Annotated in this window: 14 protein-coding genes; 5 read left to right on the plus strand and 9 right to left on the minus strand. The window is 64.2% G+C overall.

All coding sequences use genetic code 11. The annotated features are described in order from the left end of the window. Window positions 1-4: 4 nt before the first annotated feature. On the plus strand, window positions 5-496 hold the full coding sequence (locus KIT10_03100; GenBank protein ID MCW5898233.1) for a hypothetical protein: 492 nt from the start codon (window positions 5-7) through the stop codon (window positions 494-496). After that, window positions 493-1134, plus strand: coding sequence for a CoA pyrophosphatase (locus tag KIT10_03105; GenBank protein ID MCW5898234.1), 642 nt, complete (start codon window positions 493-495; stop codon window positions 1132-1134). The genes KIT10_03100 and KIT10_03105 overlap by 4 nt, the downstream gene beginning before the upstream one ends. On the opposite strand, the gene KIT10_03110 is transcribed toward KIT10_03105, so the two are convergent. From KIT10_03110 to bamD, 9 genes are all read right to left on the minus strand, one after another. Further along, a complete protein-coding gene (locus KIT10_03110; protein ID MCW5898235.1) occupies window positions 1105-4212 on the minus strand; it encodes a hypothetical protein in 3108 nt (1035 codons plus the stop codon). The genes KIT10_03105 and KIT10_03110 overlap by 30 nt on opposite strands. Beyond that, window positions 4209-6338, minus strand: a complete 2130-nt coding sequence (locus KIT10_03115) for a tetratricopeptide repeat protein (GenBank protein MCW5898236.1) — start codon at window positions 6336-6338, stop codon at window positions 4209-4211. The genes KIT10_03110 and KIT10_03115 overlap by 4 nt, the downstream gene beginning before the upstream one ends. A gap of 92 nt (window positions 6339-6430) precedes the next feature. Continuing rightward, a complete protein-coding gene (locus KIT10_03120) occupies window positions 6431-7894 on the minus strand; it encodes a hypothetical protein (GenBank protein MCW5898237.1) in 1464 nt (487 codons plus the stop codon). A gap of 70 nt (window positions 7895-7964) precedes the next feature. Next, window positions 7965-8777, minus strand: a complete 813-nt coding sequence (locus KIT10_03125; GenBank protein MCW5898238.1) for an SDR family oxidoreductase — start codon at window positions 8775-8777, stop codon at window positions 7965-7967. Window positions 8778-8835: 58 nt separating this feature from the next. Then, window positions 8836-10491 carry a DNA repair protein RecN gene (gene recN, locus KIT10_03130; GenBank protein MCW5898239.1) on the minus strand — a complete coding sequence of 552 codons (1656 nt, stop codon included), beginning with the start codon at window positions 10489-10491 and terminating at the stop codon, window positions 8836-8838. 180 nt (window positions 10492-10671) lie between these two features. Continuing rightward, complete coding sequence (locus tag KIT10_03135; GenBank protein ID MCW5898240.1) at window positions 10672-11577, minus strand: DUF4835 family protein; 906 nt, start codon at window positions 11575-11577, stop codon at window positions 10672-10674. Beyond that, the gene (gene coaBC / locus KIT10_03140) at window positions 11574-12803 is read right to left on the minus strand and encodes a bifunctional phosphopantothenoylcysteine decarboxylase/phosphopantothenate--cysteine ligase CoaBC (GenBank protein ID MCW5898241.1); all 1230 of its coding nucleotides are present in this window, start codon (window positions 12801-12803) and stop codon (window positions 11574-11576) included. Before coaBC ends, KIT10_03135 begins: the two co-directional genes overlap by 4 nt. 10 nt (window positions 12804-12813) lie before the next feature. Further along, a complete protein-coding gene (locus KIT10_03145; protein MCW5898242.1) occupies window positions 12814-13158 on the minus strand; it encodes a DNA-directed RNA polymerase subunit omega in 345 nt (114 codons plus the stop codon). Next, window positions 13155-13958 (minus strand): outer membrane protein assembly factor BamD, encoded by an 804-nt coding sequence (bamD, locus tag KIT10_03150; protein ID MCW5898243.1) that lies wholly within the window; start codon window positions 13956-13958, stop codon window positions 13155-13157. Before bamD ends, KIT10_03145 begins: the two co-directional genes overlap by 4 nt. 208 nt (window positions 13959-14166) lie before the next feature. On the opposite strand from bamD, the gene KIT10_03155 reads away from it, so the two are divergent. The 3 genes from KIT10_03155 to KIT10_03165 all read left to right on the plus strand — a co-directional run bounded on the left by KIT10_03155 (window position 14167) and on the right by KIT10_03165 (window position 17196). Continuing rightward, window positions 14167-15411 carry an aminotransferase class I/II-fold pyridoxal phosphate-dependent enzyme gene (locus tag KIT10_03155; GenBank protein MCW5898244.1) on the plus strand — a complete coding sequence of 415 codons (1245 nt, stop codon included), beginning with the start codon at window positions 14167-14169 and terminating at the stop codon, window positions 15409-15411. Between the two features lie 144 nt (window positions 15412-15555). Further along, a complete protein-coding gene (locus KIT10_03160) occupies window positions 15556-16596 on the plus strand; it encodes an AI-2E family transporter (protein ID MCW5898245.1) in 1041 nt (346 codons plus the stop codon). Window positions 16597-16599: 3 nt separating this feature from the next. Beyond that, window positions 16600-17196 carry an NAD(P)H-dependent oxidoreductase gene (locus KIT10_03165; GenBank protein MCW5898246.1) on the plus strand — a complete coding sequence of 199 codons (597 nt, stop codon included), beginning with the start codon at window positions 16600-16602 and terminating at the stop codon, window positions 17194-17196. Window positions 17197-17199: the final 3 nt, after the last annotated feature.

Below are 17199 nucleotides of genomic sequence, written 5' to 3' on the forward strand. Positions count from 1 at the left end.
CGGCATGACCTTGGATCCGAAGGCCCTTGCCTGGCTTGCCCCACTGTTCCTCGCCTGTGGCGGTGGCGACCTGTGCGACCGCACCTTCGAACCCTTTCCCGACCACGTGACCGGCCGCGTGGTGAGCGGCACCAACCGCACCTGGCTCCACGCCATGGAGCTTTACCGCGAAGGCGACTTCGAGGAGGCCGCAGACAGTCTCGCCGTGTACATGCGCATGCCGGGCTACATCCGAACCGCGCATCTCTACCTGGCCATGTGCAAGCTGGCGATGGACGAACCCTACGAGGCCGAACTGCACCTGGACCACCTGCGAAACAGCAACCTGTGGGCCTACCAGGACCAGTGGGAGTGGTACGCCGTGGTATGCTGGACCTGCAGCGGCCAACTGGATCGTGCGCTGGAGGGCGCCGAGGCCATCGCAACGCGCAAGCACACCTACCAGGGTGAGGCCGGGCGTTTGGTGCAGGAGCTTCGCATGGAACAAGGCCGATGAATCCGATCGTGGAACGCTTGCGGCACCTGCGGCAGGCGGGCATCAACGCGCTGCCCGGGCACGATCGCTTCATGGAGGTGAGCGGCTACCGGCGGCCTTCGATGCAGGAGGTGCTGCGCCGCGAGCCACCGCCGCGCGAGAGCGCCGTGCTCGCCTTGATCCACGAGCTGGAAGGCGTGCCGCATCTGCTCTTTATGCGCAGACCGGAGTATGACGGCGTGCACAGCGGCCAGATCGCCTTCCCCGGTGGCCGGCGTGAGCCGGGCGATCCCGCACTGGAACACACCGCACGGCGTGAGTTCAAGGAAGAGACCGGTGCCGACGCATCCGGCATCGAACTCATCGGGGCCTTGTCCCGGGTGTACATCCCGCCCAGCAACTCGCTGGTGACGCCCTTCCTCGCCTTCACACCCGCCCTGGGGGCGCTGTCGCCCGATCCGCGCGAAGTGGCCGAACTGATCGACGCGCCCCTGGACCATGTGCTGCGGCCTGACGCGTTGCGTGAAGGCCGGCGTTACGTATCCGCCTTGGGCACCCATGCCATCACGCCCTACTACGACGTGCTGGGCCACGAGGTGTGGGGCGCAACAGCCATGATGGTGGCCGAGCTACGCGTGCTGTTCGGCGCGGACCTGTAAGCCCAGTTCGCGGAGGAAGGCCTTGTTGGGGCGCCTGCCGGCACCATCCGCACTGTACTCCGGCTTGATGCCGCGCACGAAGTACATATCGGTGGCCGCCTTGTTCTTCGCCTCCACGCGGCCCCGGTGTTCCAGTACGAAACGGTCGCGCACCAAGCGCTCCGTGGTGCCGCTGATGTTCACCTCACCTTCGGCGCCGCTGCTTTCCATGCGGCTGGCGGTGTTCACCGTGTCGCCCCAGATGTCGTAGGCGAACTTGCGCTTGCCCACCACGCCAGCCACCACGGCGCCGGAGTGCAGACCGATGCGGATGCTCCAGGCGGCCTTGCCGATCAACGCGCGTTCCCGGCCGTGCTCCGCGATCAGATCGCGTATCTCAAGCGCCGCCAGCACGCACTTGTGCGCGTGGAACGCGTCCGGAATGGGCACACCAGCGGCGCACATGTAGCTGTCGCCGATGGTCTTGATCTTTTCCACACCATAGCGTCCCACCACATCGTCGAAGAGTATGAAGCAACTGTCGAGTTCGTCCACCAGTTCCTCGGGGGTCATGCGCTCGGCGGTCATGGTGAAGCCCTTGAAGTCCGTGAACAGCACGGTGACCTCGTCGTGCAGGCGGGCGGTGGCGCGGCCCTTGTCCTTGAGTTCATCGCTCACCCGCTTGGGCAGGATGTTCAGCAGCAGGTCCTCGATGCGTTCCTTCTGTCCTTCGATCTCGCGGCTCTGCGCCACCACTTCGGCGGTGCGTTCCTGCACCTTGCGCTCCAGCGCCATGTTGCGCAGCCGCAACTGGCGTTCGCGCACCTTGATGTAGCTGAAGAGGGTGATGGCGATGAAGAGCACCAGCGCGGAATAGAACCACCAGGAGCGGTACCAGGGCGGCAGGATCGCGAAGGCGAAGGAGGCCGTTTCGCTCCATTGGCCGGTGCGGTCCATGGCCTTCACCTGGAACTCGTAGCTGCCGGGCGGCAACGCGGGGTAGTAGGCCTCCGTGGATGTACTCAAGGGTTGCCAGTCGTTGTCCAGGCCTACGAGCTTGTGCATGTAGCGCACGGCGGCGGGGTCGCTCAGCGCCACGCATCCGTAGAGCAGCCGAAGGTTGCGCTCGGTGTGGTCCAGCGATGCGCCGGCCTCCAGGCCACGGTCCTCCATGTTCACGCGCCAGCCGCGCAGGGCAACCAATGGCGGTGCCACCTGGGTGCGCACCCGCTCGCCGTGCACGCGTGTGGCGCCGTTCACGGTACCGAACCAGATGTCGCCCGCCCGGGTCACGCACACCGCGCCGGGCTTCACTTCGATGCCGGTGAAGCCCGCACGCTCGGTGAAGGCGATGAAGCCGTCCTGCTTGTGGCGCCACATGTTCAGCCCCTTGTTGGTGCCGATCCATACGTTGCCGCGAGTGTCCACCCCCAGCGCCCGGATGGTGTTGCTCAGCAGTCCCTCGGCCAGGGAGAAGCGGTTCACTTCGCGGTCCTTCTCCAGCACGATGATCCCCTGTCCTTCGGTGCCCACCCACAGGCGTCCGTCGGGGTCCTCCACGAAGGCGGTGGCCGTGAACCCGCGTCCGAGGTCCACCGTGCGCACGATGCCATTGTCGATGCGCGACACGCCTTTCACCGTGCTGCCCACCCAGATGGTACCCTTGCTGTCGCGATAGAGCGCCTTCACATGGTTGTTGGCCAGGCCCTCCGCTTCGGTGTACACCATGGGCACGGTGCCGGAGGAAGGGATGTGCCTTCGCACGCCGTTGAAGCCGCCCACCCAGATCTCGCCCGATTGGCCCGCTTCGAGCGCCGTGGCCGTTCCGAAGCCCAGTCCCGCGCTGATCTCCACCTCGTTCTGGATGCGGCCGGTGCGCGGATCGAAGCGCGATACGCCCGCGTTCTCCGTGCCGATCCAGATCCAGCCCTTGTCGTCCTCCACCAGGCAGCGGATGAAATTGCTGGGCAGGCCCCTGCCCTGTTGCACGGTGATCGTGCTTTCGAGTTTACCACTGGGGCCCAGGATCACCAGGCCGCCATTGGTGCCGATCCAGGTGCGGCCCTGTCGGTCCTCCAGCAGGGCGAAGACCTGCGGATCGGTGAGGCCGTCAGGCTCTCCGAAGCCCACGAAATATTCGCCCTTGAAGATGTCCAGGCCGTTGTCTTGCGTGCCGATGAGCAGGTTGCCTTCGCGGTCGCGCGTGATGCAGCGCACGAAGAGGCTGTGCAGGCCATTTCCGGTGTGGAAGGTGCGCGTGCCTTCCGGTCCGATCACGGCGGCACCGCCATCGATGGTCCCCACCCATACACGTCCCTCGGCATCCTCGCCGAAACAGATGACCGTGGAGGAGCGCAGACCATTGGAGATGTCGTGCCTGGAGGGTGCACCGCCAGCAGCGGAAAAGCGGAAAGCGCCGCCGCCTTGTGTGCCCACCCACAGGTCGTGGCGACTATCCTCATGGATCGCCGTGGGTTGGAAGATGCCATGCACACCAGGCAGGTCCAGTGTGGTAAGCTTGCCATCGCGCCAGGCACGGACCTGACCGCCGTCTTCCACCAGCAGCAGGCGGCCATCGTGGGAGGTGATCACGCCCAGGAGCTTGTCACGCAGTCCTTCCGCCTGGCCCATGCGTTCGGCCTTCAGGTCATCTTCCGCGTCGGTGGGATCGAAGCGCCAGAGACCATGGCCCACGGTGGCCGCCCAAATGTGGCCCTCCGCGTCCTGCGCCAATCCGGTCACCGCGCTGTTCATGCCCGGCGCCAGGTCGAAGGCCTTGAAGGAACGGTCATTGTAGCGGGTGATGCCACCATCCAGGTGACCGGCCCACAGCATGCCATCACGATCGATGAGGATGGTGCGTGCTCCGTTGCTGGCCGCTCCCTTGTCCGTTCCGTGGTTCACCACCTCGATGCCGTCATAGCTGGCCAGACCGGTCTCCGTACCCAGCCAGACCAGGCCATGGCGGTCCTGCACAGCGGCGTACACCTTGGCCGAGAGTCCCTGCGCCACGGAGATGTTCTCGAAGAAGAAGCGTTGCGCCCCAGCGGTGAAGGCGAGCGCCGTGAGCAGGGACGTGGCGACAAGACGCTGTTTCATCGCGTGAGGTCGAAGAAGGATGGATCGCCCGAGGCGGCGTCGGACACCACCACCGTGTTGTTCACGCTGTCGCTATAGTTCTGCATCTGTGCCTTCAGCGATCCGTAGTTGAAGAAGCTGTAGATGTCGTCCGGCCTTGCGTCCACCGGTATCCAGTAGGCGCGGCCGCCCACGGTTCGTCCGTGGCCGCTGTACCACACCAGGATGGTGTTCACCTTGCCCGTGCGGACCAGATCGCGCAGCTCCACGTTGAAGAGGCGCTCCATCTGCTGCTTGGTAAGATTCTTCTTGTGGATGGTGCGCTGCACGTTGTAGTTGGCGAAGGCCTTCTGCATGCGCGCGGCTTCCGCAGGTCCGTTCTGTATGCCTGGGAAAGAACGATAGTCACCGTTTTCGATGTGCACCAGCCATGTGACGCCCGTGGCGTTGGATGGAGCGGGCGCGGCGGGTTTGACCGCCGCGACCGCCTCGGCCCTGCGCACGATGTTGAAGGTCTCCTCGGCAGTGTTGCCGTACTGGTCTTCCGCGCGGATGGTGAAGCGGTCCTTGTCCTTCACATCCAGCTTGATGCTGAAGTCGGGATCGAGCCGGTCGGAGGCGTAGCTCGCGTTCACACCGTTCACCGTAACGAGCCGGATCATGCTGGCATCCTGCACCGTGCCTTCGATGAAGAGTTCCGTGGCACCGGCACCGATGGTCACATCGCGGGCCGCACCGGGTTTGGGCGACGTGAGGGCGATCACCGGGGCCACGCCCTCCGAGCGCTCCACCCGCAGCAATTCGGTGCTGAAGTTGTCGTAGACGTCGGTGGCCCGCACCTCGATCTCCTTGTCGGTGGGCGCGAACGGTATGGTCACCACGAAGCTGGGGTCCTTCTCGTCCTTGGCGAAGTCGGCGGGGACACCGTTCACCGTGATGCTCTTCAGCAGGCTCTTGTCTCGCACATAGCCGGAGACCTTCACATGCCGCAGCGCCGCGGACACCTGCACCAGGTCGCCAATGCGGAAAGGCTCCACCACGTTGACCACCGGGGGGTCGCCCTCCCGGTTCATCTCATAGAGCAGTCCGGCGATCCGGTCGCGCGATGCGGCGATCTGCTGACGCTGTGCATCACTGTTCCCACCACGTTGGTCCACGGCACGCTGGGCCAGGTCCAGGTCGCGCAGCGCGCCATCGAGGTCAAGATTGGCTTCGCGGCATTCGGCGCGGAAGAGCAAGGCCTCCAGATCGTTGGGGTCCTCCAGCACCACACGGTTCAGGTCGTTCACGGCGTTCTGATGCTGGCCATAGCCGTGGTAGTAGCGCGCCCGTTGCATATAGACGTCGCGGTCCGTGCGCTCCAACGCGATGCAGCGGCTGATGTCGTCGATGGACTTGGCGTACTCCTTCAGCTTCGCGTAGGCCTTGCTGCGCGTGAAGAGCGCGTCGGTGTACTGCGGGTCGAGTTCCAGCGCGCGTGTGCATTTCTCCACGGCCTGGTCCAGGGTGCGCATGCGCATGGCGGCCGCGGTGTACGTCTCGTGCAGGGCAAGCTTCGTTTCCGCCAGGGCCACATAGGCGGGCAGATAGAGGTGGTTCCAGGCCAGCACTTGGTCCAGGTCGGCCTCTGCGGCCTTGTAGTCGCGCATGGCCATGCGTACCAGCGCGTGCGTGTAGTGTGAATCGGTGGTGGCCTTTAGCGCCAGGGCCCGGTCGGAAGCGTTCACGGCGCGGTCCAGGTCGTTGAGCGCGAGGCTCGCACGCGTGAGCAGCAGCAACGCCCGCATGGACTTCGGGTCCCGGCGCAGGGCCTGTTCGCAGAGGTCGCGCGCCACGGTGAAGCTGTCCACCTCCATGCTGGCGTCCGCGGCATCCACGGCGAGCACGGCATCGGTGGGGCGTTGGGCCACGGCGTTGCGCAGATCGGTGGCCGCCATGTCCTTCCGGCCGAGCAGGGTGAACACTTCGGCCCGCGCACGATAGGCCTCGATCAGGCCCGGCTCCACGGCGATGGCCAACCCGTACTTCTCGGCCGCGCGTTCAAGTTCCTGCTGCTTGCGCAGGGCATGGCCCTCCTTCAGAAAGGGCTTGCCGGATTGGGCCATGGCCGAACCGGCCAGGATGAACAACAGACACACCGGCAGCAAGCGCCGGAGGACGACGTGACGTGGTGGTAGGAACATCGGAACGGTGGCAGGCGACCAAATGTAGGCCGGAGGCACAGTTCCGCGATAGCGGCTCAGACCCGGAAGCGCAGGAAACCGAAGCTGTAGGAGACCATGCCGGGATCCTGGATGAAGAGCGAGAGCACGTCGCGCGTGGCGACTCCTCCCTCCCATCCGCCCTTCACGGAGCGGAAGGCGAGACCGAAGGGCACGAGAGTCTTGTACATGCCGCCCAGCCCCAGGCCGGTGTTGAGACCCAACCAGGGCGTGGCCATGAACTCACCTCCCACACCATACATGGGCGCGGTCAGGTTCCCTGGGGTCTCGTTCATGGGCACCACCACGTCGAAGCCCACCTGGGTCTTCTCCTTGATCCAGAAGGCGCCACCGGCGCGCAACTGCATGGGCATGGCCACCTGCTTTTCCTTGAGGCCCTCCCATTGCAGCACGCCATCATCACCGAAGAAGCGTTGTGCCTGGTCGTAGAAGTTGTAGTTGTCGAAACCGCCATGGTCGATCCGTTCCAGCACTTCGTCCGCAGCGGTGTAAACGTTGCCGTTCCACGTGATGGAGCCGATGTTGACGACCGCGAGCCCGAAGCGCATGGAGCCTTCCTTCTCCATGGCCAGGCCGATATCGCCGGAGAAGCCCTTGCCCACCGAGGTGAAACCCGAGCCCACAAGCGCGCTGGGATTGGTGAACGAGGCCGTGCCGTAGTTGATGTCATAGCCGGGTGACAAGGAGGAGTACGCCGTGAGCCTGCCGCCATCCTCACTGATCTCCATGATGCCGAGGCCCTGCAGGTAGCGCAAGGTGATGCCCGCGTGCAGGTCCCATGCGCCCATGCGCGTCATGCGACGGCCCCAGCCCAATGCGTATTCGCGCACCCACTGGTGGGTGATGGTGCTTCCGTCCATCACCTGCGTGATGCGCCTTGGCGAACTGGCCAGCCCATAGCGGACCTGCCCGGCCTGCTCCACAGTGAGATCGGCGCGGGCCACCGTATCACCCGTGGTGAGGACCACCAGATCGAAGTAGGCCGCGTTGTAGCCCTGGAAGAGAATGCTGGAGGCCTCCCTGCCGAAAGTGCTGTACCACTGGATGCGGTCCATCACCTGGAATGCGAAGGCACCCGCGCTGTCCGTGTGCAGTGTGAACCCGATGCCGCGCACATCGATGTTGGCGGTGAAATCCTTGCCAGCGAAGGCGGTGGCCGCCATTTGCTTCTGCTGTGCGTTGAACTTGATGTTGTTGTCCTTGAGGAAATGCTCGTTGATGTCCTTGCGCGTCAAGGCGTCGCAATACACCGACCCGGAGACCTCCAGCAGACCGAAGGTGACCTTCTTGTCCTCGTAGGGCAGCTTGATGCCCAGGTTGGCCGGGTTGATGCCGATGGCCTGGTAGTCCGTGGCGAAGGCCGTGGACACCCATTTGCCGGTGTGCAGGAAGGCGGCGCCTTCCATTTGGGCGGCAACCGTGGTGGATAGGACCAGCCCCAGCACCATCAGCGCCAGGGCGGCGTAAATGCGGTGGAACATGGTGGCAGGGCTTTGGTCTACGAAATGTAGACCGCCGCCTGCGCCGTTTCCAAGCGTTGTAACTTTTTCTTCAGCCGGTGAACTTGTCCATCACCTCGGGGGTAACGCCCGTGGCGCTGAAGCCGCCATCGTGGAAGAGGTTCTGCATGGTGACGTAGCGCGTGAGGTCGCTGAAGAGGGCGATGCAGTAGTTGGCGCAGGCTTCAGCAGGCGCATTGCCCAGCGGACTCATGGCCTGCGCGAATCCGAAGAAGCCGTCGAAGCCTTTCACGCCGCTGCCCGCCGTGGTCCAGGTGGGGCTCTGGCTCACGGTGTTCACACGCACCCCTTTGGCCTTGCCCAGCCGGTAGCCCCAACCGCGTGTAATGGACTCCAGGAGGGCCTTGGCGTCGGCCATGTCACCGTAGTCTGGGAACACGCGTTGCGCGGCGATGTAGCTCAGGGCCACCACGCTGCCGCCCTGCGCCAGGGCATCGGCCTTGTGCGCCGCCTGCAGCATGCGGTGCAGGCTCATGGCGCTCACGTCCAGCGTCTGCTTGTACCATTCATAATTCAGATCGTCGTAGCTGCGGCCCTTGCGCACATTGGGACTCATGCCGATGCTGTGCAGGATGAAATCGAGCGGACCGCCGAGTTTCTCCACCGCCCCATCGAACAGGGCCTTCAGATCGGTGTCGTTGGTGGCATCGGCGGGGATGATGGCGCTGCCGGTGGCCTCGGCCAGTTTGTTGATCTCGCCCATGCGCATGGCCACCGGGGCATTGCTCAGCACGAAGGCGCCACCCTCTGCGTGGGCCAGTTCGGCCACCTTCCAGGCGATGCTTTGGTCGTTGAGTGCACCGGTGATGATGCCGCGTTTGCCTTTGAGGAGTCCGTAGGACATGATGTTCGATGTTGGCCGACGAAGATAGCGGGCGTGCTCGACCGGGCCGGCCCCCGGCTCACCTGCCCTTCAGCAGCACGCGCGCATTCTCCAACGCCTGCTTGGTGAGCTTGCGGCCGCTGAGCATGCGTGCGATGGCCTCCACGCGACGCTCGTGGTCCAGCGGATCGATGGCGGTGCGCGTGCCGCCGGCATGCCCGTGCTTGCTCACCAGCAGGTGCTGCCGCGCCTTGCTGGCGATCTGCGGCAGGTGCGTGATGGCGATCACCTGGCGGCCTTGCGCCATGCGGGCGAGCAGATCGCCCACACGGTCGGCCACCTCGCCGCTGACACCGGTGTCGATCTCGTCGAAGAGCACCGTGGGCAGGTCGCGCGCATTGGCGCTGAGGGAGATCAGGGCCAGCATCACGCGCGACAGCTCACCTCCGCTGGCGCCTTTCTCCAAAGGCACCGGGGGGCGATCGGCATTTGCGCTGAAGCAGGCCGCGATCCGGTCGAAGCCCTGTGGGCCGGGTTCCGGAGCGGTCGCGTGTTGGAAGATCAGCACGGCCTGCGGCATGCCCAGATCACGGAGCAGGGCCGTGGTGCGTTCACCCAGCGGACCGATTGCCGCTGCACGGGCCCTGGACAGTTCGGTGGCATGCCGCATCACGCGTTCGCGCAGAGCGGCCTCCTCGTGCTCCAGTTCCTTGATGCGATCGCCCAATGAGCCGATGCCCGCGGCTTTCGTGGAAAGATCATCGCGCAACGCGATCAACGCCGCATTGTCCTTCACACGGTACTTCTGCTGCAGGCGCAGCAACAGGTCCAGCCGCTCGCGCAGGCGTTCGGCCTCGGCGGGATCGAGCGATACCGTGGTGGCCAGTGATGCCGACTCGGCGGCGATGTCCTTCAATTCGATCACCACACTTTCAAGCCGTGTGAACAGTGCCTTCACACCTTCATCCACACGCGCCGGCCGCAGCAGCATCTGCTTCAAACGCGCCAGCATGGACAACACGCCTTGGTCGCCGGAAAGGCCTTCATCCAGTCCGTTCAAGGCCTCGATCAGGTCCCCGGCATTGTCCGCGCGCGCCAGGGCCGATTCCAGCGGCTCCTGCTCATCGGCTTTGATCCGCGCCTGTTCGAGCTCCGCCAGTTGGTGTTCGGTCAGGTCCAGCTCCGCGCGTGACCGGGCCTCCTCTTCGCGCATGGTCCTCAGCTGCTGTTCCGTCACACGCCAGGCCTGGTGGATCTTCGTGTAGGCTGATGCCTCCGCCCTGCGGCCCGCATAATGGTCCACCAAGCCCAGTTGGAAGCGCGGATCGTTCAGCAACAGGGTATGGTGCTGGCTATGCACATGCACCAGTCGCTCGGCCAGTTCGCGCAGCTGTTCCAAGCGCACGGGAGTGTCATTGATGAAAGCGCGCGAGCGGCCTCCGGGGTCGACCTGGCGGCGAAGGATGGCCGGGCTTTCCTGCGGCAGCCCCTGTTCCACGAACCAGGACGCGAGGTCCAGGCCGTCCACATCCACTTCCAACTCGATGACGCAGCGTCTTGCGGGATCGCGCAGTACACCCGCATCGGCGCGACCGCCCATGGCCAGTCCCAAGGCCCCCACCAGGATGCTCTTGCCACTGCCGGTCTCACCGGTGATGATCGTTAGACCATCGTCCAGCGCCAGGTCCAGTTCCTCGATCAGGAGGAAGTCGCGGATGTGGAGGCGGCGGAGCATTTGAAGAGGACGTTGGAAGTTGGGATCCGGCCTGCCGCCTGGCAGGGTTGAGCAGTTGGATGTTGTTGGCCGTGTATCGCTTCGGCTTGCGACAGACGCATGCGCGACGCAAACCTATTGGGAAGCGGCGTTCGACCGGGCAAAAAGAAGAAAATGGAACGGGGTGCCAGTGACGCGGGATCAACTGCCGCGCATCATGTTCTGGTACTGGCTGATGTGGCCGGGGTCGATGATCTGCAAGGTGTTGAAGAGCTTCGACTTCTCCGCCGGATCGGCGGGCTTGTAGATCTCCACCAGCTCCTGGTACTTGGCGTTGAAGAAGACCTGCAGGTTGTAGCTGGCAGGCTTGGCCTGGTGCACGGTCTTGAGCTTTTCGATGCTCTGCGCAATGGTGCGGCGCGCGGCTACCACGTCCTCGGTCATGGTGTCCATGCCCTCACGGTGGTAGGTGTAGAGCAGTTCGCGGAAGGGGCGGAACACGGCCTGCACCTGGTTGTCCATGAGCCAATAGCGGTTGCGCTCGCCTTCATAGGCCTTCCAGCCCGTTTCCGAGGCGCTCTGGGCGTTGTTCACCACCTGCTGGGCCAGGTTGTAGTAGTCCGTTCCGCCCAGGGGCGAGAAGGTGTCCCCATCCAAGCCCAGGATGAAGTAGGCATAGAAACCCAGCAAAGAGGACAGGTTGTTCAGGTGCCGCTCGGGCGTGAACTCGATCTGGGTGTTCTCCAGGAAGTTGAACTGCACCTGGTTGTCCACCAGATCCAGGATGGGGCTGGTGTAGTCTGTGCCGAACACGGGCCGCGAGTAGATCACCTGCAGGTTGCCCTCGAAGCGGTCCATGGTGGGCATGTTGGTGATGGTGAGCAGCATGTTGAGTTCGATGCGCTCGTGCGGGGCGTAATTGAAGTTGGTGAAGCGGCGGCTCTGGTAGAATTCCTTGATCGCCGTCTCCAACGACTGGAAGAAGCGCGGGGTGGCGTTGGCGATCTGCGGCGCGATGACGCTGATCTGGCAGTTGAACTCCTGGGCGCGCACCTTGGAGGTGAGCAGCACCAGGGGCAGCAGGAGGATCGGGAGTCGACGCATCATGATCGCAGGGCTTCCACGCGGTCCAAGATAGCACGGGCCACATCGGCCTTGGGCATCAACGGCAGTTCGTCGGGATCCTTGCCCGGCACCAGCAGGGTCACGCGGTTGGTGTCGTGGCCGAAACCCGCCCCCGCATGGCGGAGGGAGTTGAGCACGAGCAGGTCCAGCTTTTTCCGCTGGAGCTTGTCCTGTGCATGGGCCAGTTCATCATCGGTCTCCAGCGCGAAGCCCACCAGGGTCTGGCCCCGGGGCTTGGCGGCTCCCATGGCGGCCAGGATGTCCACGGTGGGTTCCAATTCGATGAGGAGTTCGCTGTCCTGCTTCTTCATCTTGCCCGATGCGGGATACTTCGGCCGGTAGTCCGCCACGGCCGCGCACATGATCACCAGATCGCAATGCGGCGCGATGGACCCGCAAGCCCGGGCCATGTCGGCCGCGCTCCTCACATCGGAGCGGGTCACCCCGGGTCGATCCATGTCCAGGTCCACAGGGCCGGTGACGAGTTCCACTTGCGCACCCCGGGCAGCGGCCTCCTGGGCCAGGGCGAAGCCCATTTTGCCCGTACTGCGGTTGCCGATGAAGCGCACCGGATCGATCGCCTCCTGCGTGCCCCCTGCGGTCACCAGCACCCTCAGGCCGTTCAAACGGCTGGCCGAGAGCAGGTCCTCGCACAAATAGGCCACCAACGCTTCAGGCTCCGTCATGCGCCCTTCACCCACCAGCCCACTGGCCAGTTCGCCACTTTCCGGGCCAATGGTGCGCACACCGCGCAGGCGCAGGGTCTCCAGATTGGCGCGGGTGGCGGGATCGCGGTGCATCTCCAGGTCCATGGCGGGTGCCACATACACCGGGCAGTTGGCGCTGAGGTAGCAGGCCAGCAGCAGGTTGTCGCCCTGGCCATGGGTCATTTTGGCCAGGGTGTTGGCCGTGGCCGGGGCGATGAGCATCACATCGGCCCACCGCGCCAGGTGCACATGGTCGTTCCAGCGGCCGCTGCCATCGCGCACGAAAAGGTCCGTCAACACCGGCCTGCCGCTGAGGGTGGCCAGGGTCAGCGGGGTCACGAAGTCATGCGCGGCGGGCGTCATCACCACCTGCACCTGGGCACCGGCCTTCACCAGTTGGCGCACCAGCCAGGCGCTCTTGTATGCCGCTATGCCGCCGGTGACCCCGAGCAGCACCCTGCGGTTCAGGTAGCGGCCCACGGGTATGGTCGTGGCGGCCATGTTGGGGCTATCAGGGCTGCGGAGCCGGCTGGCCCTCCTCCTCATCGGGGCGGCGCCAGTAGAGCTTGCCCTCCTGCAGTTCCTGGATGGCCAGGGCGGCGGGTTTGGGCATGCGCTCGTAGTGCTTGCTCACTTCGATCTGCTCGCGGTTCTCATATACCTCCTCGAGGTTCTCGCCCACCACGGCGAATTCCTCCAGCTTGGCGCCCAGCTCCTCCTTCAGCTTCAGGCTGATCTGGTTGGCGCGTTTGCCCAGCAGGGCCACAGCCTCATAGATGTTCCCGGTCTCCGTGTCCAACTCGGAGATGTCGCGGGTGATGGTGGTCTTGGCGGGCTTGATGGTCTTGGTGCTCATGGGCTTGGCGAAGTGGCGGCCGTTCCTTGGGCCGCGATGAGTTCCTTGAAGAGCCTGTCCGCGTCGGCCATCTGTCGGCTCTGCGGAAAAGCGTCGGCGAAATTATGATAACTGCGGATAGCTTCCTGGATCCGTTCGGCTTTCTTGGCTTCCACACTGTTCAAGGCCAGGTTGTGGTCGGCCCGCAGGGTGAGGATCAGGGCCTGCTCCCGGAAGCGTGAATTGGGCCAGTCGCGCAGGAAACCGCGGAAGGCCACCCCCGCCGCTTGGAAATGCCGCATGCGGTAGTACTGCATCGCCCCCTGCCAGCCCTTGAATTCCAGCTTGCCGCGCAGCCCGTCGATCAGGGTGTTGCAGCTGTCCTTCAAATTGGTGGCGGGATAGCGCACCATGAATAGCTGCAGTTGCTCGATGGCGTTGCGGGTATCGGTCTGGTCCAGGGCGTAATTCGGGGAGTTCTTGTAGAAGCAATAGGCCGAAAGAAAGGCGCACTCCTCGGCCATGGCGCTCTTGGGGAAGGTGCGGGTGAAGTTGGCCAGGTAGTAGGCGGCCAGCGTGTAGTCCTTCATGTTGAAATAGGCCTTGGCATGCAGGTAGTTCATGCGCTCGCTGCGGGCCGTGCCGCGGGTGAGCACGATGAGTTCCTCCAGCAGGGGGATGGCCCGATCGTACGATGCCGCATCGAAGTATTTCTCGGCCATCTGGACCTTGTAGTCCAGGTCGGTGCTCTTGAGGGCCTTGTTGAAATCGCTGCAAGAGGCCAGCAGGCCGACCAAGGGGAGCAGGAGCAGGAAACGCATGCGGGGTGCGAAGGTACTTCAGGTCGCCAAGTTGAGGCGTTGGCTGCCGGGAAGGCGCTTCACCTGTATGAGACCATTGTCCGAACGACCCAACACCGCCTGCCCTCAAGCAGTGTGCAACCTCCAACTGCCAGTGCCCCCCATACCATGTGCCGGTTACTTTTGCCGGCGATGGGCCGGAACGATAGCAGCCGGCCCACCCCTCCCCATGAACGACATCTTCGACAAGATCCGCAAGGACCTCGGCCCCATCGGCCGCCAAGCCAAGGACAGTCACGGTTACTTCTCCTTCCCGAAGCTGGAAGGTGAATTGGGTGCCCACATGACCTTCCGCGGCAAGCCCGTGCTGGTGTGGAGCCTGAACAACTACCTGGGCCTGGCCAACCACCCCGAGGTGCGCAAGGTGGACGCCGAGGCCGCCGCCGAGTGGGGCATGGCCTACCCCATGGGCGCCCGCATGATGAGCGGCCAGACCAAGTACCACGAGTTGCTCGAGGACCAACTGAGCGACTTCATGCAGAAGGAGGACACCTTCCTGCTGAACTTCGGCTACCAGGGCTGCATGAGCACCATTGAGGCCCTGCTGAGCCGCCACGACGTGCTGGTGTACGACAGCGAATGCCACGCCTGCATGGTGGACGGCGCCCGCCTCCACGCCGGCAAACGCTTCGTTTACCAGCACAACGACATGGTCAGTCTGGAGAAGCAGTTGGAACACGCGCGGAAGGTCACCGAGCGCACCGGCGGTGGTATCCTGGTCATGACCGAGGGCGTCTTCGGCATGGCCGGCGACCAGGGCAAGCTCAAGGAGATCGTGGCGCTGAAGCCCAAGTACAACTTCCGGCTGCTGGTGGACGACGCCCACGGTTTCGGCCAGATGGGCGAGTTCGGCCGGGGAACGGGCGATGCCCAAGGCGTGCAGGACCAGATCGACATCTACTTCGGCACCTTCGCCAAGGCCATGGCCACCATCGGCGCCTTCATCAGCGGTCCGGAGGACGTGATGATGTATCTCCGCTACAACATGCGCAGCCAGACCTTCGCCAAGAGCCTGCCCATGCCCATCGTCATCGGCGCCATCAAGCGCCTGGAGATGATGCGCACCCGCCGAGAGTTCTGCGACAAGCTTTGGGAGATCACCAATGCCCTGCAAAGCGGGCTGCGTGAAGCCGGTTTCGACCTGGGCAAGACCAACAGTTGTGTAACGCCCGTGTACATGCACGGCGGCGTGCCCGAGGCCACCAATGCCATCATCGACCTGCGCGAGAACATGGGCGTGTTCTGCAGCATCGTGGTGTATCCAGTGATCCCCAAAGGCGAGATCCTGCTGCGCTTGATCCCCACGGCCGCGCACAGCCTGGAGGATGTGAAGTACACCATCGACTCCTTCAAGAAGGTGAAAGAGAAATTGGAGGCCGGGGCGTACAAGAGCGACAAGGTGGCGGCGGTGTGAAGTGCCGTGGGCACCCTGCCCCTGGTCGAACAAGCCCATCGCACCGGACCTTGGAGCAAGGACCCCGATGGCCAACATCGGGGTCCTTTCATTCGCATCGCGGAGATGATGCTCTTTCGCCCATACCCGTAGCTTTCGGTCTGCATGCCTTCCTCTCCCCTCCTGCGCAACCTGCTGATCACGCTGGCCGTGCTGGCGATCCTCTACCTGGGGCGCTACGTCTTCATCCCGCTCTTCTACAGCCTGCTGGTGGCGCTCGTGCTCTACCCCATGGTGGCGCGCCTGGAGCGCAACCAGGTTCCACGCTGGTTGGCCATAGGCATGGGATTGATGCTGGTAGGTGCGCTCTTCGGTGGGCTGGTGGCTGTCCTGCTGTGGCAGGTGAACGCCTTTCTGGGCCAGCTGCCGCAGCTTACCGGAGGTGAGGGGGCCGGCGGCTTCAAGGCGCTGTGGACCTGGATCAATGAACTGCTCAACGACCTGGGCGATGACCACCGCGACCAATGGTGGGGACCCGCAGTGGATGCGCTGCCCACCAAGGTGGCACCCTTCGCCGGTGCGGCCGTGAACGCGCTGTTCGGCATGCTCTTCAACCTGTTCATCATCCCCATTTTCACGGCGCTGCTGTTGTACAACCGAGGCACCTACGTGGCGGCGCTCACCACCTTGGTGGCTCCTACATGGCGGCCTCGCCTGCCAGCGTTGCTCCAGAAAGTCGTCACCAACTACGCGCGCTTCATCGTGGGCATGGTGCAGGTGTACCTGATCGTGGGCACCTTGAACAGCGTGGGCTTCCTGTTGCTCGGCGTACCCAACGCCATCCTCTTCGGCATGCTCACGGCCGTGGCCACCATGATCCCGTACGCCGGCATCCTCTTCAGCAGCCTGCTGCCGATCACCCTGGCGTACACCACCACCGGCACCATGTGGATGCCCATCGGGGTTATCGCCGTGCTGGGCGTGGTGCAGTACCTGGAGGCCAACCTGATCTTCCCCAAGGTGGTGGGCGGCAAACTGGGCCTCAATACCATGGCCTCCCTGCTGGTGATCTTCGCCGGGGCGCTTTTCTGGGGCATGGCCGGCATGATCCTCTTCCTGCCGCTGGTGTCCATCCTGAAGCTGGTGAGCGAGGAGGTGGAGGAATGGGAGGCGGTGCGGTTGGTGCTGGGGGAAGAGAAACGTTGATCCATGCCCCGCCTGCTCGTCCTTTTCGCCCACCCGCGCCTGGAGAAAAGCCGGGCCAACCGGGCGCTGGTCCAGCGCCTGCCGCAACACAAGCACATCACCTTCCACGACCTCTACGAGCACTACCCCGACTTCAACATCGACGTCCGCCGGGAGCAGGCCCTGGTCGCCGCGCACGACATCCTGGTGCTGCACCACCCCTTCTTCTGGTACAGCGTGCCACCGCTGCTGAAGCAATACATCGACCTGGTGTACAGCTTCGGCTGGGCCTATGGACCGGGTGGCACCGCATTGAAGGACAAGTACTGTTTCCATGTGCTCACCTCCGGCGGCAACGAACAGGCGTACACGCCCGAGGGCTTCCATGGTCATACACTGCACGACTTCCTGCTACCACTGAAGCGCACCGCCACGCTCTGCGGCATGCGATGGCTGCCGCCCTTCGCCGTGCAGGGTACGCACCGCATGGGGGATGCAGGCCTTGAACTGGCCGCGGAGCAACTCGCTCTGTTGCTCACGGACCTTGCGGAGACACGGATCGACGCCGCATCGCTCTCCATGCTGGACCGCCTCAACGACCACGAGCCGATCACGCGCTGACGC

The organism is Flavobacteriales bacterium (genome assembly GCA_026129465.1).
In the GTDB taxonomy this organism is placed as follows: domain Bacteria; phylum Bacteroidota; class Bacteroidia; order Flavobacteriales_F; family PHOS-HE28; genus PHOS-HE28.